The organism is Deinococcus deserti VCD115, from assembly GCF_000020685.1.
In the GTDB taxonomy this organism is placed as follows: domain Bacteria; phylum Deinococcota; class Deinococci; order Deinococcales; family Deinococcaceae; genus Deinococcus; species Deinococcus deserti.
Genome location: NC_012526.1, coordinates 2,096,142 through 2,122,156 on the forward strand (window position 1 = coordinate 2,096,142; position 26,015 = coordinate 2,122,156).

Here is a 26,015-nt window from a genome sequence, read left to right on the forward strand (position 1 = left end):
ATCATTCTTATGCTCAGTTGCGCAGCGGTTTGCCGGTCTTGAGCATGTGCTCAATGCGCTTCTGGGTGCCCTTCTTGCCCAGCAGGGTCAGGAAGGCTTCGCGCTCCAGGTCCAGCAGATGCTGCTCGCTGACTTTCGCGGTGCGGTTGTTGCCCACGCCGCCTGACAGCACCCGGGCCAGTTCGTTGCTGACCACCAGGTCGTACTCGGTCACGTATCCGCCTTCCTTCATGCCGTACAGCGCACTCTTGACGGCGCCGATGGCCGCGTCACCCATCACCGGGATGTCGGTCCGGGGAGTGGGCTGCACGTAATCGGGGGCCAGCGCCAGCACCTGACGCTTGGCTTCCTCCAGCAGATGGTTTTTGTTCATGACGATGACGTCGTGGTCATGCAGAAACCCCAGTTTGCGGGCCTCCAGGGCGCTGGTGGACACCTTGGCCGTGCCGATCAGCTCGAAAGCGCGCTGCACGGCGGGCAGAAGCGCGGCCCCCTGCTGCTGGCCGGGCTGCTGCTGATCGGTGAAACGCATCAGCATTTCCTTGGTGCCGCCGCCGCCGGGAATCAGGCCCACGCCGACTTCAACAAGACCCATGTACGTTTCGGCGCTGGCCACGATGCGGTCGGCGTGAATGCTGAACTCGCAGCCGCCGCCCAGGGCAAGACCAAAAGGCGCTGCTACGGTAGGGTGCGGGCTGAAGCGCAGGCTCGTCGTGACCTGCTGGAACTGCTTGATCTGGTCGTCCAGTTCGTCCCATTCGTCGGCCTGCGCCTGCGCGAGGACCAGCGGCAGGTTGGCGCCGGCGCTGAAGTTCTCACCCTGGTTTCCGATCACGAGGCCGGCGTAGCCGAGCTGCTGCACGGCCTTGTGACCTTCCTGCACCATACGCAGCTGATCCTCACCCAGGGCGTTCATCTTGGCGTGCCATTCGACCAGCAGCACACCGTCGCCCAGGTCCACCAGGCTGGCGCCGGGCTTCTTCTTGATCACGGAGGTGGCGTCCTTCTTCAGGTCCGTCAGGATGAAGTAGGGTGCCTGATACGCCGTGGGCTGGCCGGCGGGCGTCACCGTTTCATTGCCCTGGTAGAACGAAGTGCGGCCACTGTCCTTCATGGCCTGCAGCAGTGGGGGCAGCGTACGGCCTTCAGCTTCCAGATTGGTAATGACCTGCTGCACGCCCACAGTGTCCATGGTTTCGAAGGGGCCCTGTTCCCAGCCGAAGCCCCATTTGAGGGCATTGTCGATGTCCTGCAGGCGGTCGCTGACGTGGCCGGCCATCTTGGAGGCGTACCAGAACCCGTCGTTCATGACGCCGCGCAGGAAATCGCCCTCCCTGCCCTCGGCACCATAGAGGCTCCTGATGCGCTCGGCCAGCGGACGGCCCTTGACCGCTTCCACCGCCGCGACCTTGACCTTGCCCTGGTCCTCGTACTCGAAGGTCTGCAGGTTCAGGTTCAGAATCCTGGTTTTGCCGTCTGGACCTTTGGTTTTCTTGTAGAAGCCGCTGCCGGTCTTGTCGCCCAGGTACTTCTTCTCCTCGACCAGCGTGCGGAAGGCCGGCGTGAGGGTAAAGTCCTCGTCTTCGGGCGTGGCATTGCCGAGGTCAGTGGCCACATGGGAAATAATGTCCAGGCCCGACAGGTCAGCCGTGCGGAAGGTCGCGGAGTTGGCGCGTCCCAGAACCGGGCCGGTCAGCTGATCGGCCTCGGCGGGCGTCAGGCCGGTCTGTTCCAGGTGCGCCATGGCGCGCACGATGCCGTACACGCCAATACGGTTGGCCACGAAGCCGGGCACGTCGTTGGCAATAACGATACCCTTGCCGAGCGTCTTTTCGCCGAATTCGCTGAAGGCCTTCAGGACCGCAGGATCGGTCTTGGGGGTCGGGATCACTTCAAGCAGATGCAGGTAGCGGGGCGGGTTGAAGAAGTGCGCGCCCACGAACCGGCGCTGGAACTCCTCGGTGCGGCCTTCTATCTGCAGGTGCATGGGAATGCCGCTGGAGTTGGAGCTGATGATGGCGCCGGGCTTGGCGACCTTCTCGACCTTCTCCCACAGGTCACGTTTGGCGCCGAGTTTCTCGATGATGGCTTCGAGAATCCAGTCGGCGCTACCTAGTTTTTTCAGGTCGTCCTCAAGGTTGCCAATCTCGATCAGCCCCGCGCGGCTCGCGTCCATAAAGGCGGCGGGCCGGGCTTTCAACGCGCGCTGTACACCCTGCCTGGCCAGGAAGTTACGGTCGGGGTTGTCCGGCAGCACGATGTCCAGCAGCAGGACCGGAATGCCCGCGTTGGCCAGCTGGGCAGCGATGGCGGCGCCCATCACGCCGGCACCGATGACGGCAGCGCGGTGAATCTTGTAAGGCTGATTTTTCATGCGACCTCCGGGGTAAAGCTCCACAAAATTGTACTAAGTGCAATTTTACGAGCAGGCGCGCCACTTGTCCACCAGCAGCCCTGAAGTGCCAGGAGATCATCCGAAGCAGGCTTTCCTCTCAGGCCTCAGATGAAGCCCAGCTTCAGGCGAAAACATCCTCCGGTGCAGCAAGTGTGAAGTGGACTTAGGGACCCTCACAGGGTCGTGTCCTTCCGGGTCGCCACTCTGGGAAAGGCAAAAGAGCACCGAAAAAGGAGGGAAGACATGAACGCAGAGCAGGTAGCACGAGGCCTCGGCTGGTTCAGTATCGGCCTGGGAGCCGTGGAACTCGCGGCCCCCGGCAGGCTGACCCGTTTCCTGGGAGTTCAGGACCAGCCTACGCTTGTCCGGGCATACGGACTGCGCGAAGTTCTGGCAGGCGTAGGAATTCTGGCGCAGCCTTCAGCGGTGGCCTTCTGGGTCTGGTCGCGGGTCGCTGGCGACGTTCTGGATCTGGGTACCCTGGGTATGGCCGAGCCCGAGAATCCCAACGGACGCAAACGGACCGCCAATACCCTGGCTGCTCTGACCGCCATCACGGTGGTGGACGTGTTGTGCGCCCGGGCCCTGAGTCACCCGGAGCCGCCCTCCGTGAAAGACCGTCTGCTCCGAAGGGGGAACCACTGATGCCTGATCACGAGACAAGCGTGCGCGACCTGAGCCCGCAGAACGCCAGCCCGAGCGAGCGGCTGCTGGTGGGCGGTCTGGGCCTGGGACTTATCCTGCTGAGCCTCGGGCGTCCCGGACAGGCCGGCACCCTGGCGGCCACCGGAGGCGCGCTGCTGCTGGCAGGCGCCGCTATGGGACGCGGGGTCGGAGACGCCATGGTGGGCATCCACCGTACCAAGGACGACGCGATTGCTGTGGAACGGGGCATCACGATCGGGGTCGAGCCTGATCAGCTTTATGTGTTCTGGCGTAACTTTGAAAACCTCCCGCAGTTCATGGATCATCTGGAATCTGTAGAAGTGCAGGACGACGAAGGTAAACGTTCACACTGGGTCGCCAAGGCGCCTGCCGGGACCCATGTCAAATGGGACGCCGAGGTGACGGAGGATGTACCGGGCAAGCGCATCGCCTGGCGCTCCCTGGAAGGCTCGCAGATCTGGACCGAAGGACAGGTGGAGTTCCGGCTCGCACCCGGAGACCGGGGCACCGAGGTTCATGTCGCGCTGAAATACCGTCCGCCCGGCGGCACCATGGGCGCGACCATCGCCCGCCTGATGGGCGAGGAGCCTGCCGTGCAGGTTGGTGAAGATCTGCGCCGACTGAAACGCATGATGGAACTGGGCCAGCAGCCCACCACCGAAGGGCAGTCCAGCGCCCGCAAAAGTGCCGTGAAGAAAGCGGAGGCCAAGATGTACGACAACAGGAGAACCTCATGAAGGCACTGGTCTGGCAGGGCATCAACAAGGTCGCGGTGGAGCGCGTGCCCGACCCCGAGATTCTTCAGCCCACCGACGCCATCGTGCGGGTAACGTGTACAGCCATCTGTGGTTCTGACCTGCACCTCCTCGACGGCTACGTGCCCAGCATGGTTCACGGAGACATCCTGGGTCACGAATTCATGGGCGAAGTCGTGGAAGTCGGCGCTGACGTCCGCAAGGTCAAGGTTGGCGACCGCGTCATCGTGCCCTTCCCTATCGCCTGTGGGAAGTGCTGGTACTGCCAGAAGGGCCTGACCTCGCTGTGCGACAACTCCAACCCCAACCCCCGGCTGGCCGAGACGATGTGGGGCTATGCGTCGGCTGGCCTGTATGGGTACTCGCACATTACCGGCGGCTACGCTGGCGGGCAGGCGCAGTTCGTGCGTACGGTCTTTGCCGATGCCAACCTCTACAAGGTGCCTCAGGGTCTCAGTGATGAGCAGGTGCTGTTCCTGACGGACATTCTGCCCACCGGGTACATGGCGGCCGAGAACTGCAACATCCAGGAAGGCGACGTAGTGGCCGTATTTGGCGCAGGGCCAGTCGGACAGTTCTGCATCCGCAGTGCGTTTCTGCTGGGTGCCGAACGTGTGATCGCCATTGACCGTTTCCCCGAACGTCTGGAGCTGGCACGGCGTGCAGGTGCCGAGACCATCAACTACGAAGAGGATGAGGTCTTCGAGCGGCTGAAAGCCATGACTGCCGGCCGTGGTCCCGACAGCGTGATGGACGCTGTTGGCCTGGAAGCCCACGGCACAGGCATGCTTGGCGTTGCCGACGCCGTCAAGCAGACGACCCGGGTCCTGGAAAGTGACCGGCCCCATGCCCTTCGCGCTGCGCTGATGGCGTGCCGCAAGGGTGGCACGGTGAGTGTTCCCGGCGTGTACGGTGGGCTGGCTGACAAGATTCCACTGGGTGCATTCGTAAATAAGGGGCTGACCATGAAAACTGGCCAGACCCACGTGCACCGCTACCTGGATGTCCTGACCGATCACATCATGCGCGGTGACATTGACCCCACTCAGGTCATTACCCACCGACTCAGCCTGGACGAAGCGCCCCATGCCTACCACATCTTCAAGCACAAGCATGACGGCTGCATCAAGTGCGTGCTGGACCCCTGGGCCGATCCTAAAGATCACGCTCCAGTGAAGTAACGCTTCCATTACACAAAGTTTGCAGAGAGCGGAATGACAGCGAAATTTCGCTGTCATTCCGCTCTCTATTTCTATTCCTGGACCTGAGGCAAGTCCAGTCTGAGACTCAGCAGAAGGCTCACACCTTCAGTCTGGCTTGGCAGTTCACGGCATGAATGGTCCGGAGCCGGCAGACTGTCGTGATCCTGCCGCGCCTGTCTCAATGTCCATTGGGCGGAAATTTTCACAGTAGCTCGTCCACCACACCAGATTTCACGTCCCAACTTCCGCTTCCCTCACCGGCAGATCGTCTCAGCATTGTGCGTGACTGCCAGGCTCTTTTTCCCTCCCTGAGGGGCCAATCACTACTCGGGTCAGCCCTGTCTCTGTTCACCAAGAGTACACCGGCAGCCCATAGGTCAGGCTGCCGGTAGGAGAAAAATGGTTTGGAATCGGAAAGCTACAGTCCTGCCTCCCTTATTCCTTACGCGTCAGGACGACATCGTAGGTCGTGGTTCCGGGCCGCTGCTTGACCGTCAGGTTGGCAGTGGACTGGTCGGCCATAGAGAAGTCGCCCACGATCTGCTGGCGGGTGGTCGTCGTCTGGTCCGCCTCGTAGCCCAGGGCCTTGAGCTGGTTGGCATAGAACTCGTACACGCGGTTCAGCCCCAGTGCGGACTTGAACGTGGATTTCCAGGTGGCTGTCGTTGACGCCACTGGTACGGGGGGCGTCGCCACCTTCGCCGAGATCTGGTACTGAGCGACATCCGTGACCCAATCCTTGGAGGGCAGCGGCTTGACGATAATGGACAGCGCCTGGGCCAGTCCATTCTGACCACCACGAACCGTCACCGTGGCAAAGCCGGTCGTTTGGTCTTCCTTGAACTGAGCAATATCGTTCAGATCCAGTTCAGTCTTGCTTGCTACCGCCAGGACCTTGTTCAACCCGGCCGGGCCAGCAATATCGAAGGTGAACTTGTCCTCTTTGCTGGGAAAGCTCTTGGTCGTGTTTGCTTTGATGAAGTTGGCACCGCTGGTAAACTTATTTGGAAGAATCAGGTCGATATTGCCTTTCTGATCCACATTAAACAGATAAACGTAGGCATCCTGAGTCGTCTTCACGTTTAATGTCATGCGGTCGCCTGCCACATACGTGGGAATCTTCGAGCCCGTGGGATCTTTGGCCGTCCAGACGCTCACCTTAAGTGGGGAGGCCACTGGATTGACAATGATGCTCTGCGACGTAATTTTCGGGGAGTTCTGGGCGTATGCCGACGAGACGCCTGCTGCCAGACCGAGGGTCATCAGAATATATTTCATGGTTTTACAGTGCCACAGCCCACATGACTCAACCTGAAAAACTCCTAATGGCAATAGCAGGAAAACCGGGTGGGTTCTGCAAGCCAGAGTATGCATGCCAAGGTGAGACTTGCGGGCACCGCTGCCCCAGGCCGGTTGCGGGATTGTCTCGTCCCCTCCTGTTTCTGGAGTTATGAACACATAGACCTATGCTCATTGTGCAAAAAGCTGCTTGTACCCATCTGACCAGGGAACACCAGTGGGCGACCATCCCACATGGGCCACGCTGGTTTCAGGCACCAGCGTGGAAGGTGCTTTGTATACCTGAGATGAACACAGCGCCTCAGGTTTCAGCAGCTGTTGCCACGGCGGCGGTAAATGTTCAGGGCGCCCGGATGCCCCACAGCACTTCACCCAGAGAGAGGAAAAACATACTGGACGCCAGCAGGGCAATGGGAAAAAGCATGAAGGCCTGAAGCTTGAGGACCTTGATGCGCTGGTCTGCCCAATTCCATAGAAACAGACACAGCCCGCCAGTGGTCACCGCAGCGACCAGGCAATACCAGAAGGGCAGCTGGGCAGTCAGGGTTTCCTCGATTGGACTGGACACATGGCAGGGCTCCTCACACGGCATCCAGACCGGGTGCTGTCCGCACCGGTTCCGGGGCTGGGCCCAGTCTAGCCGGATCAGGATCCCCGGTAGCGTCACATCAGGTCAGGCTGCGCCTGAGGCCCGGTCATTTCCTGTTCAGGATGAGATCTGGGCCACCCGCTCGGCAACGGCCAGCACGTCCCTGGGGTTCAAGACGCCCTTGAACCACACCACCCGGTCTCCGAAATCACTGGGGTCGACGCCAGCCTTTTCCAGGTTCAACCGCTCTGAGACGCACACAATGACGTCCGTACGCTGGGCCTTGCGGAGCAGTTCAAACTTTTTGCGCAGGTACTCCGGGCGCCAGTACCCCACGATTTCAACCAGCACACTCCGCTGACCCTGCACCAGCCGGAAGTCCGGCAGAATCACGCCGCCCGGCACAGGCACAAGGTCGACCTCACGTTCCAGGGTCCAGGGGGTCTCTGTCTTGGCGAAACGCTCAGCAAAGCCGGATTCCAGGGCCGAGTCATGCTCTTCAGGAGGCTTGTAGTGGCTGACATACCCGTCTTCACTGGTGAGCTGAAATGACCATTCATCGTCCCCCGGATCGACCCAGGCCAGATCCTTGCGAGGTTTGAGGGCTGCGCTCAGGTCCCACTTGGTGACGTGCAGCAGGGCAGGCAGGAATTTTGCCATGGCCAGCCCATAACGGGTCGTGCCTCCGAACAGCGAGGTCGGGCCGTCAAGCGTCAGCGTAAAGCCGAAGTTCGCGTCTCCCTCGACCGTGACCATCAGGCCAAAAAATTTCAGGTATTTCAGCAGTTGCTTGTAGCGGGCCGGCTCGTTGCGCCGCGCTGTGATCACCAGTTCGTAGGCGCGGTACAGCATGCCCTGCGCCTGGGCCAGATCAAAGCGGTGAATCAGTTCCAGTGGTGCCGGCGGATCAAACGCGACCAGCGTCTGCTGGTCCGGCAGGTCCGCGTACAGGCTGGCCTGCACTTCCGCAGGAGAAAGCGCGTGGTCCTGCGACAGGCTTCTGGCCGCCTGCTCCAGAATCAGCGTGGCGCCCTTGCGACTGGGCACGTGCGCCTGGGCAAGCTCGAAGACCTTTGAGCGCACGTGGACAGGCTCCACGGTTCCACCCGCTTCGAAGGCACTCATGTTGGTCAGCAGATGCGCCAGCCCCCGAAGCACCTTGAAATCCTGGCGGCCTGCCTCCAGGGTGCGCAGATCGTCATCCAGTTCCCAGCGGCGCCGGCCGATATTGGCCTCGAACGTCTCAATCAGCGTCTGGGCCAGCCCCAGGTTGGCGGTGGTGGGTTTCAGCCGCCGGGGCTCGACAATGCCTGCCTTGACGCGAAACATCAGCAGTTCAGTGGGCAGCATTCAGGTCCCCGTAATCAATGTCGCCTGCTGCCTGCCCGGGCTTCCACTGCCCCCGCCGCTGCTGGCTGACACGTTCCTCGCTGGTGCCTTCGGTGATGACCTCGTACAGCACGGCCGTTTTGCCTTCCGCCTTGCGCAGGATGCGGCCCAGCCGCTGGATATGCTCGCGTTCGGTGGCTGTCCCGGACAGCACGACTGCCACGCTGGCCTCAGGCACGTCCACGCCCTCGTTGAGCACACGGCTGGTCACCAGAATGCGGTAGGCGCCGCTGCGAAACTTTTCAAGCAGGCCGTGCCGTTCCTTGACCGGGGTCTGGTGCGTGATGGCCGGAATCAGGAATTCGCGGCTGATCCGGTACACGGTGGCGTTGTCATCGGTGAAGATCAGCGTCCGCTCGGCCGGATGGTTGACCAGGATCTCTTCGAGAACGCGCAGTTTGCCCTCGGTGCCGTAAGCCAGGCTGCGCGCCTCGCGGTGGGCCAGCATGGCCGTGCGTCCCTGGGGGGTGCCGCTGTTCATCACGAACTGCTTCCAGCCGTCCAGGGTTCCCAGCCGGATGCCCGCGCGGCGCAGGAAGTCGTTCCGTATCCGGATGCATTCGTCGTAGCGCCGCTGCTCGGTCTGACTCAGCCGCACCCGGATCACGACCTCGCGGTAGTCCGCCAGGGTATCTCCGGCCAGGTCCTCCGGCGCGACCTGATACACCACAGGCCCGATCAGGCCGTCCAGATCGCGTTCCCGGCCGTCGCTGCGCCTGGGCGTCGCGGTCAGGCCCAGACGGTAGGGAGCCAGGCCCATCTGCGCAATTACCCGGGTGTAGTCGCTGGGCAGGTGGTGGGCCTCGTCGAAAATCTGCAGGGCGTAGCGGCCAGCCAGCGTCTCGGCATGAATGGCCGCAGAATCGTAGGTACTGACCAGCAGCGGCGTTTCATCGTGGCTGCCCCCACCCAGCAACCCCACCTGCGCGTCCGGAAACGCTGCAACCAGTCCGGCGTACCACTGCTGCAGCAGGTCCAGGGTAGGCACGCAGATCAGGGCAGAGCGCGGCGTATCCCGCAGGGCCAGCTGAGCCACCAGGGTCTTACCAGCCCCGGTGGGCAGCACGACCACGCCGCGCCGGCCTGCCTTCTTCCAGGCCTGTAACGCCTGCGTCTGATGCGCGTAAGGGGTCACGTCCCGGGCGTACCCGAGTTCAAGTTTCGAGAACCCGGCCGCGTCGTCGCGGAAGGACAGTCCGGCTTCCCGCAGGCCTTCTACGATCTCGCGGTAGGCCTGTCCCGGTGCGCGCCAGGACTGGCTGCGGGCATCCCAGGTAAAATGGTCCACCACAGCGTCAGGCACGCCATGCATCACGAGCGTACCCCGGTCAAGTCGCAGGGTGGGGGCCATCTGTGAACATGCTAGCGACCATAAAAAACCGCATGGAGGCGTCAGACACGGTTCGCATGACAGTGAGATGGCAGAAGTTCAGGCTGGGGCTTTGAGCCACCGACACCTGAAGCACAGCGGGTGAAGTCCACCACTGTGCACTCAGCCTGCCTCCAGATGCAGGAGCGCTGCCAGGACATCAGGCCACGCCCAGTGACGGTCCGTTCTGCATGGCTGCCAGGGTGCTCAATGCGATGAGCCGCCTACAACTGTCACGGACTTGATCAGCACGGCTTTGCACGTCGGACAGGCCCCATTCCTGTTCTGACGGCAAACGTGTCCTGACAGTCAGGCTCTCCGTATTCCGCGGACTATGCGCAAATGAGCCTCATGAAAGATTTTTGAAGCCTACAGTGAACATTGGACATGCAGGAGTGCATGCCGGAGGCCTTGGTATGACAACGCAATCCACACCGTCTTCCTTTACGGCAGGCCACACCCGGCCGCTGGCCCACCGTGGCCAGAACCTGATCACGATTCTCCTGGGCTTCTGGCTGATGATCGGCCTGTTTGTCGATGGGTGGGCACATCAGCACCTGCCTTCTACCCTGGAAACGTTCTTTACTCCATGGCACGGCTTGTTCTACGCAGGCTATGCGGCTACGGCAGCCTGGATCGTCTTTCTGATCTCACGCAATGTGCGCAGAGGCGCGCGAGGTCTGGCAGCCATTCCTCTGGGGTATGAAGCCGGAGTCGCCGGGATTTTCCTGTTCGGGGCGGGCGGCGTGGGTGACATGCTGTGGCACACGATTTTCGGCATTGAAAAGGATGTCGAGGCGCTCCTGAGCCCCACGCACCTGCTGCTGCTGAGCGGCATGCAGCTGATCGTGCTGAGCCCCTTCCTGGCAGCCTGGAAAAACCCTGACCGGACTCAGGATGCACCGCGCTTCAAGGCTTTTCTCCCAACCCTGCTGTCAGCCACCGCGTCCCTGAGCTTCATGTCCTTCTTTCACATGTATCTGTGGGGCACCACGACCGTGCTGCACGCCAGCCCTGCTGTCGCACGCTGGGAAGCTCAGGGGAGCGTCACTTCTGCCCTGGCACAGCAGTACAACCTCGTGGCCATTCTGTTCACGACGGTACTCCTGCTGGTTCCGGTGCTGCTGATGGTGCAGCGCTGGCGACTGCCTTTCGGCAGCGTGACGCTCATATTCGGGCTCAATGGTGTGTTGATGGCGGCCCTTGGGCTGGCCAGTACGCCAGATATCAGCACGTTAGCCCTGCTCGCCAGTCCCCTGGCCGCCGGGCTGGTGGCTGATGCGCTGCTTGGGCGCCAGGCTGCCCAGCCACGCCCAGCTGGCATCTGGCTGCTGGGCTTTGTGACTCCCGTGGTGTTCTGGGGTGTGCATTTTCTGTGTGTGGCACTGCTCTACGGCGAAGGCTGGAGTGTAGAACTCTGGTCCGGGATCACCTTCATGTCGGGCCTGATCGGATTTGCACTTAGTCTGCTGAGTACTCCGCCCTCACTGCCCAGACCCGAAAGTTGATTCCGATTTCATGCCCTGAGGCCGCCTGTCATGGGCGGCCTTCTTCTGTCTGCAGGGCAGCAAAGCCTGCGCCGCACGGTTCCCGCAGCGCTGAACTACCATCCGATGAAATTGCTCTGCCGCCAGTGGCCCCAGATCAGCGCGACGCTTCCTTGAGACAGGAGCGTCAAACATACTGAAGAGGTCAGCTCTACACCACACTGAACACTTACGCTGACGTCAGAGTTCTCTGTATGGCTTTCCTTGATTCTTCTTGGGCCGGCAAGGGTCTGAGCCCGCGGGCGTATGCTCAGGTATGGAGTTGCAAATGAAACAAGCTCTTGCGCTGTTTGCGGTTGCCCTTCTTTCAATTGCTTCTGCGGCCTGTCCCACAAAACCTGGGTATGCCGCCAATGGTCTGGTCAAACTTCCGCCTGGCGTAAACGTAACGTGTGAAGGAGCCGTCTACCGTGAGTACAGGTCCATGGTTTCTGGCGAAAGCTGGGGTGAGGTTCTGTATGTCCCCCGTACCAGCAAAGGTGCTGCCAGCCTGACCAGGGTAGTCAAGATGATTACAGCCAAAGGTTACAAAGAAATTTCGCGCAAAAAAACCGACCAGATGTTGATTATCCGGTTCAGGAAAAACGATGCTGTTCTGACCTCAATGCGGTCTGAAGACCGTGAAGCAATGTACATGGTGTTGACCGGTAAGTGAACAGGCAAGACGGTTACTGATGATGCGCTTTGAATACGCTGGGCGGGTGTAATGGCAGCCAGAGTTTCTCCAAGTTTACGGGGGACTCTGCTCCCAGGAAGCGAGGGAGTCCCTTCACTCTTGTCTCTGGAAAACAAGCTTCCTGTCATCACAGGCACGGCGGATATCACATGGGACCTGCGGCCCTGATGGAGAGTCTCTATTCCCAGCGAGGGTCGTGTTGCAGGGGTTCGACCTCTATACGCCACCCCCGCGCAGAAATGATTGCCGCTGGTCCTGGGCGACATAGCAACCGCTGAGGCGTGCTTACCGGAACTGACTGCGAAGACCACCATACGGGTATCACGCTAAGGCGAGCAGTCACCTGAGAGCGCTCAAGTTCAGAGAACCGCCTGAGCGAAAAAAGAAAAACTCCGTACGAAACGGAGTTTAATTGGTGGGCGGTATAGGACTTGAACCTACGACCTCTCGCGTGTGAAGCGAATGCTCTACCACTGAGCTAACCGCCCGGATGTTGGTGGGCCCTGCCGGATTTGAACCGGCAACCAATCGGTTATGAGCCGACTGCTCTGACCGTTGAGCTAAGAGCCCTGCCAGAAGCAGACCCAACTCTTGGGCGAGGGGAAGTGTATCAATGCACCCGGAGCTTGTCAAACCGGCGTATTGTCACGGTATGCGTGTGCTGCATGTAACGTCGGAAGTCTTTCCTTTCTCGCGCTCCGGAGGCCTGGGCGACGTGCTGGGAGCCTTGCCTGCGGTTCAGGCCACACTTGGCGCCCAGGTCAGTGTGCTGTCTCCGTGGTATGGGTCGCTGGCTGGCGCTCCTGAACAGATCTGGGCGGGCGACGTGGCGGATGTCGGGCCGGTCCGGGTCGGTGAATTGCGGCAGGACGGCGTGCGTTTTCTGTTCCTGGGCCTGCCGGAGTTCGAGCGCGAGGGGCTGTACCATCCCGACGACGTGTGGCGCTTCTGCACCTACGGCCGGGCCGTCTTGCCTGTACTCCGCGCGCTGAACGAGGTTCCTGACGTGCTGCATGGCCACGACTGGCAGGCTGGGCTGGTGGTCGCGCACGCGCACGAGGCAGGCTGGCGCACTGTGTACACGGTGCACAACCTGCAGTACCAGGGACGCTGGAATCTGGCGGAAGCGTCCGGATGGAGCGGGCTGGGACCAGCATGGCTGACCCATGAGGGAGCCGAATTCTACGGTGACCTGAACCTGATGAAGGCCGGGTTGATCGCAGCGAACCACGTGACTACGGTCAGCCCGCAGTACGCCCGTGAAATCACGACCCAGCAGTACGGCGAAGGACTTCAGGGCGTCCTGCTGCGGCTGACGCTGGAGGGCCGCCTCAGTGGCATCATCAATGGTCTGGATCAGGAGCGCTGGAACCCACGTACGGACCCGGATGTGCCCGCCTACAGCGACCTGGCAGGCAAGGCGGCTGCCACACAGGCCCTGCGCACCGAGTTCGGTCTGGACAAGGCTCCGGTGCTGGGGGTGGTCAGCCGGCTGGCCGACCAGAAAGGCATGGACCTGCTGATCGAGGCCCTGCCCAGGCTGGTTCATAACTGGAACGTGGTGGTTCTGGGCGGGGGCGATCCCCTCCTGACCGCTGCTCTGGAAGGGTGGGCGCAACACCCCCGCGTCAGCTTCGCCCAGGGCATGAACGAGGCGCTGGCCCACCAGATCTACGCGGGTTCGGACGCTTTTGCCATGCCCAGCCGCTTTGAGCCCTGCGGGCTCTCGCAGATGATTGCCATGCGCTACGGCACCCTGCCGGTGGTGCGCGAAACCGGTGGGCTGGTGGATACGGTGCCGCCAGACGTGGGCTTCCGCTTTCAGCCGGCCACACCCGAAGCATTGGTGGAAGCCTGCCAGCAGGCGCGCGCGGCGTTTGAGGACCAGTCGGACTGGGAAGCCCGGGTGGCCCGGGCCATGGCCCTGGACTTCAGCTGGGACGGACCGGCGCGTGAATATCTCGCGCTGTACGAGCGAGTTGTGACCGGCTGAGCTTCAGCTCTTCAGGAATTCCAGCAGCGCAGTGTTGAAAGCCTCCGGCTGATCCATGTTGGACAGGTGCGCAGCCTCGGGCAGGACCATGAGCTGACCGCGCCCAGCTGCGGCAATTTCCTGGGCGCGGTCGACCGGGGTGAGCTGATCATTGGCACCAACCACCACCAGCAGCGGAACTTTAAGAGCCTCCAGGGTATGTCGCTGGTCCTGGCGCTCCGCCATGGCCCGCAGCGCCCCGGCAATGCCGGAACGGGAGGCAAGCTCAATCATCGGCTTGACCTGTTCAAACGTTGCCGGAGCGTGCTCGTCACGGGCAGCCTCCACCAGGAACCCGCTTCCCTCGCGCAGAACACGCTCGGCCTGAGCAAGGCGGTCCGCCTGCTTTTCAGGGGAGTCTGCGCGCAGGGTGGTATCAGCCAGGACCACCCGGTCAAAACGACCTGGAGCCTGAGCCAGCAATTCCAGGGCAAGGTAGCCGCCCATGCTGAGCCCGACCAACGCCAGCGGTTCTTCCGGAAAGGTTTCCAGCAGCGCCTGAGCGGTGTCCTGCAGGCTGGTCATGTGGCCGTCCTGGCCTCCAAAGCCCGGCAGATCAGGCTTCAGGACACGCATCCCGGCGTCTTCCAGGGCTCTGGCCTGCTTGTCCCACATGGCGGCGGACAGTGGGTAGGCGTGCAGCATGACTACAGTGGGGAGTCGTGTCATGGACGCAGGCTAGGAGGTCTGGCGGTCCCCAGGCCTTCAGCCTCCCTTGACCCCCGCCGGAGCCACAAGGCAAAGACGACCCGAAGGTCGCCAGTTTAAGTGAAGTTTCAGACTTGCAGGTCACGACCGCCAGAGATTTTCAGATTGCCTCGCGCCGGCTGAGCGCACCGTCCGTGATGCTCAAGAGCGGCAGACGTTTCACCCTCAGGGCGCAGAATATGTTCCTTCAGCTCTGCCAAGTGGTCTGGAGATTACAGCCGGTCACTTAGCCAGGCATTCACATCATCCAGCTCCTGGGGGCTGATCTCGTGGCCCATGTCGTACTCGCGGCAGGTCAGCTGCACGCCAAGTTCAGCCAGCAGGGCCTGACTGGCCCGCCCATGATGGATGCCTAGCTTGGAGTCCGCGACGCCGTGTCCCACGAAGACCGGAAGATGGTCCAGCCCGTCACGTGGCTGGAAGTGCGGCCGGGCTTCGGGCAGGATGCGGCCGCTGAGCATCACCAGACCGGCCACCAGATCGGGTCTGGACAGCGCCACACTCGCGCCGATGATGGCCCCCTGCGAGAAGCCCAGCACAAACACCTTTTCAGGGTCGATGCCATGCTGCCGCACCAGCCTCGGCAGGAATTCAATCAGCATCTGGCGGCTGGCTTCTGCCTCGTGAGGCACGATCACGGGCTCGGGCGTGAACTGGACCCGGAAAAAGCCGTAACCCCCAGGGTGAAGTTCAAGCGGTGCGCGCACGCTGATGATGGTCAGGCGGGGGTCCAACCTGGGCGTCAGTCCCAGAAGGCTGGTTTCGTTGGCACCCACCCCGTGCAACAGCACCAGTGCAGGAGCTTTGCCGGGCTGTGGGGCACGCGGCGGCTGAACAATGGTGGTCAGCTCATGGCCTCCAGGCTCGGCGGTCACAGGCGCTGTGTCTCCGCCGAGCCTGCCAGGGAGAAGCTCAGGAGGTTGGCCGAAGGGTCATGCACTTCGAGGCTGTCCGACTTCTGCGTAAAGACCACACCAGCAGCCTGCAACCGCTGGGCCAGATGCTCCAGGTCCGAAGCGGCAGGCAGCTGAAGGTGCACGCGCTCGAGCCGGGCGCTGCCTTCAGGGGCCGGTGCGCCTCCTTCGCTTTGCCAGGTGTTGAGGCCAAAGTGATGGTGATAGCCACCGACCGAAATAAACAGGGCGCCGGGCCAGCGGGCCACGACATCAAAGCCCAGCACCTGCCGGTAGAACGTTTCTGTGGCAGCAAGGTTGCTGACGCGCAGGTGAACGTGGCCCATCACGGTGCCGCCAGGAAGCTCCGCGAACGGCTGATCGGCCCCGGGCTCTGCCAGCAGGCCCGGAATGTCGATGGGATCGCTGGCCATCCGGACCTGGTCCAGATCCCACTGCCATTCGCTGCGGGGACGGTCACGGTAAACCTCGATGCCGTGGCCATCGGGGTCAGTGAGGTAGAAGGCTTCACTGACCAGATGATCTCCCTGCCCGACGCGTAACCCCAGCCCGGCAACGTGCCGCACCCAGCGGCCCAGGTCGGCGCGGGTGGGCAGCAGCACGGCAAAGTGATACAGGCCGCTGGCACCTGCCGGCGCAGCTCGCGCGCCAGGACGCTCTGTGAGGTGCAGGAGCGGCAGGGCGCCAGCACCGAGTGTGACCGCCCCGGCTTGCTGATCCAGGACCGTCATGCCCAGCACCTGCCGGTAGAAGGTGACGCTGCGGTCCAGATCACTCACGCTGAGCTCGACCGGGCCCACGGTCAGGCCTTTTGGAAGGCGGCCTGGGAGGAGGGGAAGCTGTGGCTGCGTCATAGGGGGTACCTCCTGTGCACGGGGCGGGAAGTATCCAGCGACTTCCCTGGGCTTGGATGGCGTCAGCTTACTGGCGGCGGGACAGCACGTGGTCCAGTGCGTAGCGGCCCGCACCACTCAGCGCGAGGGCAGACGTTGCCGCCATCAGGGCCAGAGGGAATTCCATGCCATTGGCGCCGAGAAAGCCTGCCGGCAGGTGAACCAGCACCAGGGCTCCGAGCATCGTTGCAGCCAGCAGCGCGGCCACGGGCCGGGTCAGGAAACCGGCAACCAGCGCCAGACCACCCAGCAGTTCCAGTGTGGCCACCAGAGGTGCGGTCAGGCCGGGAAGGGGCACGCCCATCTGGGTAAAGGCGCCTGTGGTTCCGGGCAGGGTGTAGAGAAAGAACTTCTGGAAGCCGTGGGCAATAAAGATCGCGCCAATCACGACCCGCAGCAGTGTCAGGGCGAGGTCTACGCGGTGTGCAGCCGGAAACGAGGTGGTGGTCTGGGTGGTCATGAGGATCTCCTTGAACGAGTGTGGCGATTTCCGGGGGAACGATTGCCGTTTAAACAGATAATCTGGCCGAGAATAGAGTCAGGTGTTTTCCAGAGATGAATCTGGAGCACCTACCTCTGAGAGCAGAGTCAGCAGCTGCCGCAGACGCATTTCTCCCAGGTGACCGAACTGCCGGCGGTGCAGCTCTTCCAGGGGAGTGTCGAGCTGCCCGACCACATTGAGGCCACTGTCAGAAATGCGGGTCAGGACCACACGCCGGTCCTGTGCACTGCGCGTACGCTCGACCAGTCCCTGCTTTTCCATGCGGTCGAGCAGCCGGGTGACATCAGGGTCCTTGTTGATCAGCCGGGTGCCGATTTCCCCACAGGTCAGGCCCTGTTCACCGGAGCCGCGCAGAATCCGCAACACATTGAACTGGGTGATGCTGAGTCCGGCAGCCTTCAACAGGCCTTCTGTCTCGTCCCGCAGCTGTGTGGCCAGAAGTTGCAGCGCCAGATAAGCCTCGTGCTCCGGGCTACGGGACGCACTGGGCCGCTGAGGTGAGGAACTGATAGGTGTCATACGCCTCCTGAAGAACCGATCAAACTGCCCTCAATATACTCGTTATCACGACTATTGTCAAGAGGAGGGTTTTTCTGAAAAGACAGATCAGGCTGAGATGCAGCTTTAGAAAAAGCCTGCACCACTGCACGTCCTTTTGTGGACGCCCCTGCTAGGCTCGAGATGTGACGTTTACCCTCTCCGCTATCCGTCCCGAGAAGCTTCCTCCTGTCTTTGCCGCCCTGTACGGCGCACCTCAGGAGGCAGTGGCCTGGATGGCAGACGAGTTGGGAGCTGCCTGGGCAGCACACGGAGAAAACGGCGAGATCCTGGGGGCTGTGGGGCTGCGTCCCAGCCCGGCCCACGGCTCGGAACTGGTGGGCGGGGCCCTGTTCGGGGTGCACGCTCAGGAGGTTGCCTCGGCCCTGGCATTGCAGGCCCGGCAGGAAGGGAGGCAAGTCTACGCTTTTGCGGACGGCGGGATGCTGAGTGCCCCGGCGCTGGAGGCCGCCGGCTACCGCGAGGTGGCGGCCTACCGTCTGCTGGCCGGCCCCACACCGCATGAGAGTGCTCCGCTGCCTGACGGCATGACGCTGCATTGCCTGGGCGAGGTTCCGGCTATCGCCACTCGCCTGGATGCTCTGGCCACCTACGAAGACCGGATCGGCCACCACGCTGTGACCCCACAGGCGGCTGCCGACGGCGCAGGCGGATTCGACCCGGCACTCAGCCTGATTGCGCTGGATGCCCACGGCCACGCCGCCGGTATCTGCCGCGCCGCGCCGGAAGAAGGTTACGCGCGCATCGACGCCCCGGGAGTGCGTCAGGATCTGCGTACGACCGGTCTGCGCGCAGCGCTGCTGTTGGGCGTGTGTGCCCTGGCGCGTGCCCGAGGCTTCGAGCATGTCAGTGTTGAGAGCTGGGGAGACACGGCTGAGGAACTGGCTGCAGATCTGCTGCTGGGGCTGGGCGTGGAGATCGAAAATCCGATTTACGCTGCAGGCTGAGAAAGCATTGGCCCCGGCACGATAGGATCAGACACGTGAATCTTGCGGTGGTCCTGGTTTCTCCGAAAACGCCCGGCAATGTGGGGGCAGCAGCGCGCGCCATGCTGAACATGGGGGCCAGCGATCTGCGTATCGTGGCTCCACGCTGTGACTATCTGGACTCACAGGCGCTGGCCATGGCGGTGCACGCCGGTGACCTTCTCCGCAGCGCGCGGGTTTTTCCGACGCTGCGTGAAGCCCTGGGCGACCGCGACCTCAGCGTCGGCACGAGCGCCCGGTTGCGCGCCGACCTGCCCGCCCCGCGTCATCCTGCGCTGATCCGGCCGATGGTGCGTCAGGCAGCGGCCCCCGCCCTGGTCTTTGGCCCCGAGGAAACCGGTCTGATCAACAGCGACCTGGAGCAGTGTCAGGTCACAGTCCGTATTCCAACTGGCAACTACGCCAGCCTCAATCTTTCACAGGCTGTGCTGCTGGTGTGCTACGAGTTCCTGCAGGGCCAGGATGAGCCCATCCCCGTGACGCGCAAAACCGCGACCCGCGAGGAAATGGAGGCGATGTACTCGCACCTGCACGAGACCATGCAGTTGATCGGGTACACCGACGCTGTACGGGCGCGCCACACCCTGCGCCTGTGGCGCGCCATGCTGGACCGTGGGCTGCTGAGCAGTGCCGAAAGCCGCCTGTTCAGGGGTTTTCTGCGGCAGGTCAGGTGGAAGGTAGAGGACGCCGCTGCACGTGGCACCACAAGCGCGCGGACCGGGGCTGCTGAACTGGAACCCACGCAAGAGGAGTAAAGCGCGCGTTCATACCCTGCTGTGAGAGGTGTGACGGCGCAGAGGAGTTGCCCTCCGTATGCTGGGGGGATGCCGGAGTCCTCTCCCCTGCCCGCCGCGTTGCCGGCCACACCTCCGCCTGCCTCGGCGGGCGGCCAGACGTCGGACCGTGTGCGGCTGGTGCGCAATGCCCTGCCTCCCCTGATTCTGCTGGTTGTGGTGGTGGTCGAAGCCCTGATTCTGCAACTGCGTGATCAGACCATGGAGATCTGGGCGCATCTGCTGTTCTACGGCCTTCTCGGGCCCGCCGTAACCTTTTTCAGCGTGGAGTGGATCGCGGAGGGCACGCGCGCCCGTGAACGCGCTGAGCAGGAACTGCGGGTCCTGTATGGTCAGCTCAGCGCCTCGCATGAACGGCTCAGGGCCGTTCAGGAACTGATGCGCGACCTCACTGATGCCCCCGACATGGGGGCTGTGGTCGAAGTAGCTGCGCGCGGCGCGGTGCGCGTGACTGGCGCGACCCACGCGACCCTGAGTGTGCCCGGAGGCCTGAGCGGCACGGCGCGCGGTCAGACGCTGCTGGCCAGCCCCGGAGCCGAGCTGCACCCCCTGACCGTCAGCATTCCCGGAGGCGGCGCCCTGGCCCTGCATTTCGAACTGCCGCCTTCGCCGGAAACCGAAGCGCTAGCCCACGCCCTGGCTGCCGAGGTGGCCAATGGTGTCGAGGCTGCGCGCCAGCGCACCCTGGATCTGATGACGCTTTACAGCGTGGACCAGAGCATCCGTGCTGAACGCAACATGCGCCGACTGCTTTCCAGGGTCACCCGGATCATGGCCGAGCGGCTGGGCACCGAGGCCCGCGCGGTGTATCTGAGCGACCAGGACGGCATGCTGCGGCTGGAATACGCCCAGGACCGCCGGGGCGAGTCGGGGGGCGGAAACCCGGCTCCCGACTTTGCGCAGCGGGTATCGAACGCCGGAACGCCGCTGCTGGCCGAGGGTGCCGAAGCAGCCGAGGTATTCCCTGAAGCCCGCCGTGTGCTGGGTCTTCCCATGCGTGACGAGGACGGCCTGGTCGGCGTACTGATGCTCGGCGACAGCCAGACCCAGCCCTTTGACGAGGCGCGGGTCCCGTTGCTGGCCCTGATGGCCGGTCAGGCCACGCTGGCGGTACGCAACGCACGTGCCCACGTGTATTCGGAGGAACTGGCCATCAGCGACGAGCGCGCCCGGATCGCGCGCGAAATTCACGACAGCGTGGCGCAGTCACTGGCGTTTACCGCCCTCAAGCTGGACATCGTGACCCGGCAGATGCATAAGGACCCCGTGCAGGCCGAAGCTGAGGTGCGGGCAGCCTCGGCACTGCTCCGTGAACAGATCCGTGAAGTCAGACGCAGCATCTTCGCGCTGCGCCCCATTGACCTGGAACGCTACGGCCTGCTGGAAACCGTGCGGCGCTATGTCGCGGATTTTGGCGAGCAGAACAACATCAAGGCAACCCTGAGCGTCACCGGTGACGTTCATCTCTCGCCCAGTGACGAGGCAGTGGTCTTCCGGCTGCTTCAGGAAAGCCTCAACAACGTGGCCAAACATGCCCAGGCCAGTGAGGTCAAGGTCAGCCTGCACGGCGGCGTGCACCTGACCCTGCGGGTTCAGGACAACGGCGCCGGGTTCAATCCGGAGCAGATCAGCGGCCGGGTCAGCAGCGCGGGCGGCCTGGGCCTGCTGCAGATGCGCGAAAGGGTCGAGGCGCGCGGCGGCAATTACCGGGTTCTGTCCTCGCCGGGCCATGGCACGGTGGTCGAAGCTGAAATGCCCCAGGCCTGATGTCCTGACTGGCAAGAACTATTCATCAACCTTGTCCGGGCGCTTTTCAGGCTGCGGCTTGGTACGCCTACAGTCTGACCAAAGCCTTATAGAACTCCCCCAGCCTTCATCAGGAGTGTTCACTGCGTATGTGGCCCTACACCATGCGGCCTGACAAGCTTCCTGCAAACAGCTGCATAAAGACACAAGTCGATTCTTTGTTCTCATGAATTTCAAATGCTGACCTAACAAATGCCATTGACATTGCCTCTCACATTTTCAGGTGAACAGAATTTTGGACACATTTCGTCCGTCTAGACAACTTGAAAATGCGTTTTTTCTCATGCGTGCTACAACCACTCAGTCGGCAAAACATAGTTCCACACGAGAATTCTGAATCCCACCCGGAGGTTAGGATGAACACACGTATTGTTTTGAGCACGATTGGACTCAGCCTGTTGTTGGCCGCCTGTGGTCAGACCAGCATGACCAGCACCCCCAGCGAAAGCCCCCAGGCCAGTGCCAGCACTCCGATTCTGGGTACAAGCAACCCCGACGCCATCCCCGGGCAGTACATCGTGGTCTTCCACGACGACGCGGCCAGCCTCAGTGCCCAGGATGCGAGCGGTCTGATCAGCAGCCTCAAGCTCGACCCCCTGGGTGTCAGCATCCAGCACATCTACACCCAGGCGCTCAGTGGCTTTGCTGCCAAACTCAGCGCACAGAACCTGACCGCGCTGCAGTCCGACCCACGCGTGAAATACATCGAGCAGGACAGCATGATGCACGCGACCGCCACCCAGAGCGGCGCGACCTGGGGCCTGGACCGCATTGACCAGCGCAGCCTGCCGCTGAACAGCAGCTACACCTACAGCACCACTGCCAGTGGGGTGAAGGTATACATCATTGATACCGGTATCAACACCGGGCATACCAACTTTGGTGGCCGGGCCGTGTGGGGCACCAACACCACGGGCGACGGCAACAACACCGATTGCCAGGGCCACGGCACGCATGTGGCTGGTACAGTCGGCAGTGCCACCTGGGGCGTAGCTAAAGGCACGCGTCTCATCGCGGTGAAGGTGCTGAACTGCAGCGGTTCCGGCACCAACTCCGGCGTTATTGCCGGGGTGAACTGGGCTGTGAGCAACAAAGGCACCTCCACTGCCGTAGCCAACATGAGCCTGGGCGGCGGGTTCAGCCAGGCGCTGAATGACGCCGTCAACAGCGCCGCCAGCAAGAACCTGGTGATGGTGGTCGCCGCCGGCAACGAAAACCAGAACGCCTGCAACGTCTCCCCTGCCAGCGCCGCGAGTGCTATCACCGTCGGCAGCACCACCCGGACCGATGCCCGCAGCAGCTTCTCCAACTACGGCTCGTGCCTCGACATCTTTGCTCCTGGCAGCGATATCACCAGCACCTGGATCGGCAGCACCACCGCCACTAACACCATCAGCGGTACCAGCATGGCCTCCCCCCACGTTGCAGGTGCGGCAGCAGTGCGCATCGCGCTAGGGAACACCACCACCAGCTCGGTGACCAGCGCCCTGATTAACAACGCCACGACCGGTAAGGTCACCAGCGCCGGTACCGGTAGCCCCAACCGCCTGCTGTACTCCTTCTGAAAAATGTCTCTCTAAGACGAGGAGGGCCCCTGAAGCGGGCCCTCCTCGTCTTGTTGCCACACGGACAGACCTTCATATCGCGGCCGGGCCCTCTGGAGCGAAGCTGTCACCCGAATGCTCTGAGAAGCTTCCGGGGGACAGCTTCGCTCGAATCCTTTGACCCACACCACAGCCGTTCACCCCGGATCATCTGATCAACGACGCGACCACAGCCTCCTGTTCAATTCAGCACCCGTCGCCCGGGTACATCCAGTACAAAAGCCGGAATGGGCACCTGTGCTCGGGCGCTCCAGGCATCCTGCATCACGTAGTGCCCGCTCATGCGCCCAGGCGTGGCTTCCAGAGTCACAAACGAATCGTAGACGAAGGCGCCGCCCGGCGGCAGAACCGGCTGCTCGCCGACCACGCCCTCGCCGTCCACGCTGGTGTGGCGTCCGGTCGCGTCCAGGATGTCCCAGTGCCGCGCAAGCAGCTGCCAGGTCTGGTCGCTGTGGTTTTCGATCCGGATCACGTAGGTAAATACCTGCCGGCCTTCCCGGCTGCGTGGGCCCAGGTGCTGGACTTCCACGTTGACGCGGATATCGGGCTCAGAACTGTCCGGCACAGGAGCGTCAGGAGGCTGAGTCATGTGGGCAGTCTAGCTGGGTCGTGCGCCTGGGCTATAGGTAGGTCGTATTCGCGGCAATCAGGTGGAGCGGGGTGGCAGTAGACTCGGACGAATGAGCAAAATCAATCAGGAGTTTCTGTTCGCCCTGCTCCGCGAAGCTGCACCCAGCGGTTTTGAGCGCCGCGCTGCCGACGTGTGGCTGAAAGAAGCCGCTACTTTTGCCCGGACCAGCGAAGACCACTACGGGAACGTCTATGCCGAGCTGGGGCCGGAAGGTGCGCCAGCAATCATCCTGACCGGTCACCTGGACGAGATCGGCCTGATGGTCAGCCACGTCAATGATCAGGGATTCCTGCACGTGCTGCCGCTGGGCGGCTGGGACCCGCAGGTGCTGGTTGGTCAACGTATACGCCTGCTTGCCCCGGAAGGCGACCTGATCGGTGTAATCGGGAAAAAGGCCATTCACGTCATGGACGAGGATGACCGCAACAAGGCCAGCAAGCTTGAGGACCTGTGGATCGACGTGGACATGACGGCAGAGGACGCGCGCAAGCGCATTCCGGTTGGTACCGTTGCCGTGATCGAGCAGCCCACTGTCATGGTAGGCAACAAGATCGTAAGCCGGGCACTGGACAACCGCGTCGGGGGATTTATCGTGCTTGAAGCCCTGCGTGCGCTGAAAGACGCCGACCTGAAACACCGTATCGTGGCGGTGGGCACCAGCCAGGAAGAAATCGGTTCATACGGCAGTAAAACCGCTGCCCACCGGGTGCGGCCTATTGCCGGGGTGGCGGTGGACGTCACCCATGAAACCACCCAGCCGGGCGTGAAAGCCGAGAAGTACGGCGTGGTGCCGTTCGGCAGCGGCGCAAACCTCACCGTCGGCGCCATGGTCAGCCCGGTGATCTTCCGGCAGATGAAGGAAGCTGCCGAGCGCGAGGGCATTCCCCACAGTGTCTCTGCCAGCCCCCGCCTGACCTTCACGGACGCGGACACCATGATGCTCTCGCGTGAAGGGGTGCCCGGGGCAGTGGTCAGCATTCCCAACCGCTATATGCACAGCCCGAACGAAATGGTCGATGCCGGAGACGTCAAAGCCTGCATTGACATTCTCGCGGCTTGGGTCCGCGGCCTGGAGGCAGAGGGCAGCTTTCTGCGGTAAAGCATGCAACAGGCAGCAGGGTGCCCGGGAAACTTCTCCCGGGCACCCTGCTTGCGGTCAGGCCGGCTGAGCTTCCGTGAGGGCTCCCCTCGCGTCCAGCACTTCAGCCGGCACACCCTCCAGAGCGGCACGCACGACCTCCAGGCCGGCACCATCACGGTGTCCCTGCTCGGACAGGGTGCGTTTCCAGTGGCGGGCTCCCGGCTGCCCAGCAAACAGGCCCAGGGTATGTTTCATCATCCGGTTCAGTGGCTGGCCCGCAGCAAGTTGCCCGGCCACGTACGGCAGGAATGCTTCGATTGCTTCCCGGCGGGTTACCGGAACGGCAGCCTCACCGAAGATCTCATGATCTGCCGCAGCAAGCACATACGGAGTCTGGTAGGCAGCGCGGCCGATCATGACTCCGTCTGCCCAGTTCAGCGCACCCTGCGCCTGGCGCAGATCCAGCACGCCGCCGTTGAGCACAACGGTCAGATGCGGAAAGTCAGCCTTGAGCTGCTCGACCACCTCATACCGCAGCGGCGGGATCTCACGGTTCTCTTTGGGCGACAGCCCCGAAAGCCAGGCCTTGCGCGCGTGCACGATGAAGGTCTGGCAGCCTGCGGCTTCCACCGTGCGCACAAAGCGGGTCAGATGCTCATAGCTGTCCAGGTCGTCGATGCCGATGCGGTGCTTGACCGTCACCGGCAGGCGGGTGACGCCGCGCATGGCCTCTACCGCGCGGGCCACCACATCGGGGGTGCCCATCAGACAGGCGCCGAACGAACCGCTGCTGACGCGGTCGCTGGGACAGCCGCAGTTGAGGTTGATCTCGTCATACCCGTAGTCTTCGGCCATCCGCGTGCACTCGGCCAGGGCCGCCGGATCACTGCCGCCCAGCTGCAACGCCACCGGGTGTTCCACGCGGTTAAATCCCAGGTGCCGTTCGCGGTCGCCGTGAAGGATGGCGCCAGTGGTCACCATCTCGGTGTACAGCAGCGTGCGGCGCGTCAGGGTCCGGTGAAAGACCCGGCAGTGCCGGTCCGTCCAGTCCATCATGGGCGCCACGCTCAGCCGGTGAGCGGGCAGTGTCTGGGTGGTGCAGGAGACGGCAGACATAGACCCGACAGTTTACGCCACAGGTCTGGTGTCATAACAGCGTCAGACGCTCCATTTGCCTGTACAGAGCTGTAGCTCCTGATTACTTTGTACCCGCGTGCGTCACAGCCTTTCTGCTGGACCAGGACCCGAAACGGCAGCAGTGCCGATCACTCGCGTCCTCGTGAACCATGAGCTCCGCGAAGAGCACCGCCAGGATGAACAACGGAAGGGGCCTCCCGGCGGAAACCAGGAACGACTGAAAAGTGTCATCAACGATCTGAATTCTGAGTTCCAGCATCAAACGTGGTGCCACTTCCGTTCTGGTCCAGGGTGTCGCCCTGCGGAACTTCACTGCCCTGCCCGCCCTGATCTCCGGCGGTGTCGATGTTGGTGCGGCCGTACTGGTCTGCGTCGCCGGAGCGTTCGCTCATTTCATTGCCGATGTCCTCGGGCAGGCCTGCCTGACGGTCCTTGGGATCCTGAGTCATATCGACACTTTCCGACGACCGCCGGTGGCGGTG

24 protein-coding genes and 2 tRNA genes are annotated in these 26,015 nt (G+C 62.6%); 11 read left to right on the forward strand and 15 right to left on the reverse strand.

What is annotated here, in order from left to right:
* Positions 1-13 precede the first annotated feature (13 nt).
* Positions 14-2,374 (reverse strand): 3-hydroxyacyl-CoA dehydrogenase/enoyl-CoA hydratase family protein, encoded by a 2,361-nt coding sequence (locus tag DEIDE_RS09905; protein WP_012693818.1) that lies wholly within the window; start codon positions 2,372-2,374, stop codon positions 14-16.
* 264 nt (positions 2,375-2,638) lie between these two features.
* On the opposite strand from DEIDE_RS09905, the gene DEIDE_RS09910 reads away from it, so the two are divergent.
* From DEIDE_RS09910 to DEIDE_RS09920, 3 genes are read left to right on the forward strand one after another with little or no spacing between them, the layout of a single operon-like run.
* On the forward strand, positions 2,639-3,040 hold the full coding sequence (locus DEIDE_RS09910; protein WP_012693819.1) for a hypothetical protein: 402 nt from the start codon (positions 2,639-2,641) through the stop codon (positions 3,038-3,040).
* On the forward strand, positions 3,040-3,798 hold the full coding sequence (locus tag DEIDE_RS09915) for an SRPBCC family protein (RefSeq protein WP_012693820.1): 759 nt from the start codon (positions 3,040-3,042) through the stop codon (positions 3,796-3,798). The genes DEIDE_RS09910 and DEIDE_RS09915 overlap by 1 nt, the downstream gene beginning before the upstream one ends.
* Positions 3,795-4,997, forward strand: a complete 1,203-nt coding sequence (locus tag DEIDE_RS09920) for a zinc-dependent alcohol dehydrogenase (RefSeq protein WP_012693821.1) — start codon at positions 3,795-3,797, stop codon at positions 4,995-4,997. The genes DEIDE_RS09915 and DEIDE_RS09920 overlap by 4 nt, the downstream gene beginning before the upstream one ends.
* Before the next feature lie 456 nt (positions 4,998-5,453).
* On the opposite strand, the gene DEIDE_RS09925 is transcribed toward DEIDE_RS09920, so the two are convergent.
* The 4 genes from DEIDE_RS09925 to DEIDE_RS09940 form a co-directional block, all read right to left on the reverse strand.
* Positions 5,454-6,296 carry a DUF4384 domain-containing protein gene (locus DEIDE_RS09925; protein ID WP_012693822.1) on the reverse strand — a complete coding sequence of 281 codons (843 nt, stop codon included), beginning with the start codon at positions 6,294-6,296 and terminating at the stop codon, positions 5,454-5,456.
* A 361-nt stretch (positions 6,297-6,657) separates the two neighbouring features.
* Entirely contained in the window at positions 6,658-6,885 is a 228-nt protein-coding gene (locus DEIDE_RS09930) for a hypothetical protein (RefSeq protein ID WP_012693823.1), read from the reverse strand.
* Between the two features lie 138 nt (positions 6,886-7,023).
* On the reverse strand, positions 7,024-8,256 hold the full coding sequence (locus DEIDE_RS09935) for a DUF790 family protein (RefSeq protein WP_012693824.1): 1,233 nt from the start codon (positions 8,254-8,256) through the stop codon (positions 7,024-7,026).
* Positions 8,243-9,646, reverse strand: a complete 1,404-nt coding sequence (locus DEIDE_RS09940) for a DEAD/DEAH box helicase (protein WP_012693825.1) — start codon at positions 9,644-9,646, stop codon at positions 8,243-8,245. Before DEIDE_RS09940 ends, DEIDE_RS09935 begins: the two co-directional genes overlap by 14 nt.
* A 434-nt stretch (positions 9,647-10,080) precedes the next feature.
* Between DEIDE_RS09940 and DEIDE_RS09945 the strand changes: the two genes are divergently transcribed.
* Both DEIDE_RS09945 and DEIDE_RS09950 read left to right on the forward strand, forming a co-directional pair.
* The gene (locus tag DEIDE_RS09945; protein WP_012693826.1) at positions 10,081-11,172 is read left to right on the forward strand and encodes a hypothetical protein; all 1,092 of its coding nucleotides are present in this window, start codon (positions 10,081-10,083) and stop codon (positions 11,170-11,172) included.
* Between the two features lie 307 nt (positions 11,173-11,479).
* Positions 11,480-11,866 carry a hypothetical protein gene (locus tag DEIDE_RS09950; RefSeq protein ID WP_041227211.1) on the forward strand — a complete coding sequence of 129 codons (387 nt, stop codon included), beginning with the start codon at positions 11,480-11,482 and terminating at the stop codon, positions 11,864-11,866.
* 434 nt (positions 11,867-12,300) lie between these two features.
* On the opposite strand, the gene DEIDE_RS09955 is transcribed toward DEIDE_RS09950, so the two are convergent.
* Together DEIDE_RS09955 and DEIDE_RS09960 are read right to left on the reverse strand one after the other, a co-directional pair.
* Positions 12,301-12,375 (reverse strand) — tRNA-Val (locus DEIDE_RS09955).
* Positions 12,376-12,381: 6 nt separating this feature from the next.
* Positions 12,382-12,457 (reverse strand) — tRNA-Ile (locus DEIDE_RS09960).
* Between the two features lie 82 nt (positions 12,458-12,539).
* Between DEIDE_RS09960 and DEIDE_RS09965 the strand changes: the two genes are divergently transcribed.
* A complete protein-coding gene (locus DEIDE_RS09965) occupies positions 12,540-13,880 on the forward strand; it encodes a glycogen synthase (protein ID WP_012693827.1) in 1,341 nt (446 codons plus the stop codon).
* A 3-nt stretch (positions 13,881-13,883) separates the two neighbouring features.
* Here DEIDE_RS09965 and DEIDE_RS09970 read toward each other — a convergent pair whose 3' ends face one another.
* From DEIDE_RS09970 to DEIDE_RS09990, 5 genes are all read right to left on the reverse strand, one after another.
* Positions 13,884-14,588 carry an alpha/beta fold hydrolase gene (locus tag DEIDE_RS09970; RefSeq protein WP_012693828.1) on the reverse strand — a complete coding sequence of 235 codons (705 nt, stop codon included), beginning with the start codon at positions 14,586-14,588 and terminating at the stop codon, positions 13,884-13,886.
* A 251-nt stretch (positions 14,589-14,839) separates the two neighbouring features.
* Positions 14,840-15,502: an alpha/beta hydrolase gene (locus DEIDE_RS09975; RefSeq protein WP_012693829.1), complete on the reverse strand. Its 663-nt coding sequence runs from the start codon at positions 15,500-15,502 to the stop codon at positions 14,840-14,842.
* Positions 15,499-16,395, reverse strand: a complete 897-nt coding sequence (locus DEIDE_RS09980; protein ID WP_012693830.1) for a VOC family protein — start codon at positions 16,393-16,395, stop codon at positions 15,499-15,501. Before DEIDE_RS09980 ends, DEIDE_RS09975 begins: the two co-directional genes overlap by 4 nt.
* 67 nt (positions 16,396-16,462) lie before the next feature.
* Complete coding sequence (locus DEIDE_RS09985; RefSeq protein ID WP_012693831.1) at positions 16,463-16,894, reverse strand: DoxX family protein; 432 nt, start codon at positions 16,892-16,894, stop codon at positions 16,463-16,465.
* Positions 16,895-16,972: 78 nt separating this feature from the next.
* A complete protein-coding gene (locus tag DEIDE_RS09990) occupies positions 16,973-17,455 on the reverse strand; it encodes a MarR family winged helix-turn-helix transcriptional regulator (RefSeq protein ID WP_012693832.1) in 483 nt (160 codons plus the stop codon).
* Between the two features lie 164 nt (positions 17,456-17,619).
* On the opposite strand from DEIDE_RS09990, the gene DEIDE_RS09995 reads away from it, so the two are divergent.
* From DEIDE_RS09995 to DEIDE_RS10010, 4 genes are all read left to right on the forward strand, one after another.
* Positions 17,620-18,441, forward strand: coding sequence for a hypothetical protein (locus tag DEIDE_RS09995; RefSeq protein WP_012693833.1), 822 nt, complete (start codon positions 17,620-17,622; stop codon positions 18,439-18,441).
* A 35-nt stretch (positions 18,442-18,476) separates the two neighbouring features.
* The gene (locus DEIDE_RS10000; RefSeq protein WP_012693834.1) at positions 18,477-19,235 is read left to right on the forward strand and encodes an RNA methyltransferase; all 759 of its coding nucleotides are present in this window, start codon (positions 18,477-18,479) and stop codon (positions 19,233-19,235) included.
* A gap of 69 nt (positions 19,236-19,304) precedes the next feature.
* Complete coding sequence (locus DEIDE_RS10005; RefSeq protein WP_012693835.1) at positions 19,305-21,041, forward strand: GAF domain-containing sensor histidine kinase; 1,737 nt, start codon at positions 19,305-19,307, stop codon at positions 21,039-21,041.
* Positions 21,042-21,436: 395 nt separating this feature from the next.
* Positions 21,437-22,645 (forward strand): S8 family peptidase, encoded by a 1,209-nt coding sequence (locus DEIDE_RS10010; protein ID WP_012693836.1) that lies wholly within the window; start codon positions 21,437-21,439, stop codon positions 22,643-22,645.
* Between the two features lie 220 nt (positions 22,646-22,865).
* On the opposite strand, the gene apaG is transcribed toward DEIDE_RS10010, so the two are convergent.
* A complete protein-coding gene (gene apaG / locus DEIDE_RS10015; RefSeq protein ID WP_041227212.1) occupies positions 22,866-23,273 on the reverse strand; it encodes a Co2+/Mg2+ efflux protein ApaG in 408 nt (135 codons plus the stop codon).
* Positions 23,274-23,364: 91 nt separating this feature from the next.
* Here apaG and DEIDE_RS10020 point away from each other — a divergent pair, with 91 nt between their 5' ends.
* Positions 23,365-24,414 carry a M20/M25/M40 family metallo-hydrolase gene (locus DEIDE_RS10020; RefSeq protein WP_012693838.1) on the forward strand — a complete coding sequence of 350 codons (1,050 nt, stop codon included), beginning with the start codon at positions 23,365-23,367 and terminating at the stop codon, positions 24,412-24,414.
* Between the two features lie 57 nt (positions 24,415-24,471).
* Here DEIDE_RS10020 and dusA read toward each other — a convergent pair whose 3' ends face one another.
* A complete protein-coding gene (gene dusA / locus DEIDE_RS10025) occupies positions 24,472-25,512 on the reverse strand; it encodes a tRNA dihydrouridine(20/20a) synthase DusA (protein WP_012693839.1) in 1,041 nt (346 codons plus the stop codon).
* Positions 25,513-25,763: 251 nt separating this feature from the next.
* Positions 25,764-25,982, reverse strand: a complete 219-nt coding sequence (locus DEIDE_RS10035) for a hypothetical protein (RefSeq protein WP_041227214.1) — start codon at positions 25,980-25,982, stop codon at positions 25,764-25,766.
* Positions 25,983-26,015: the final 33 nt, after the last annotated feature.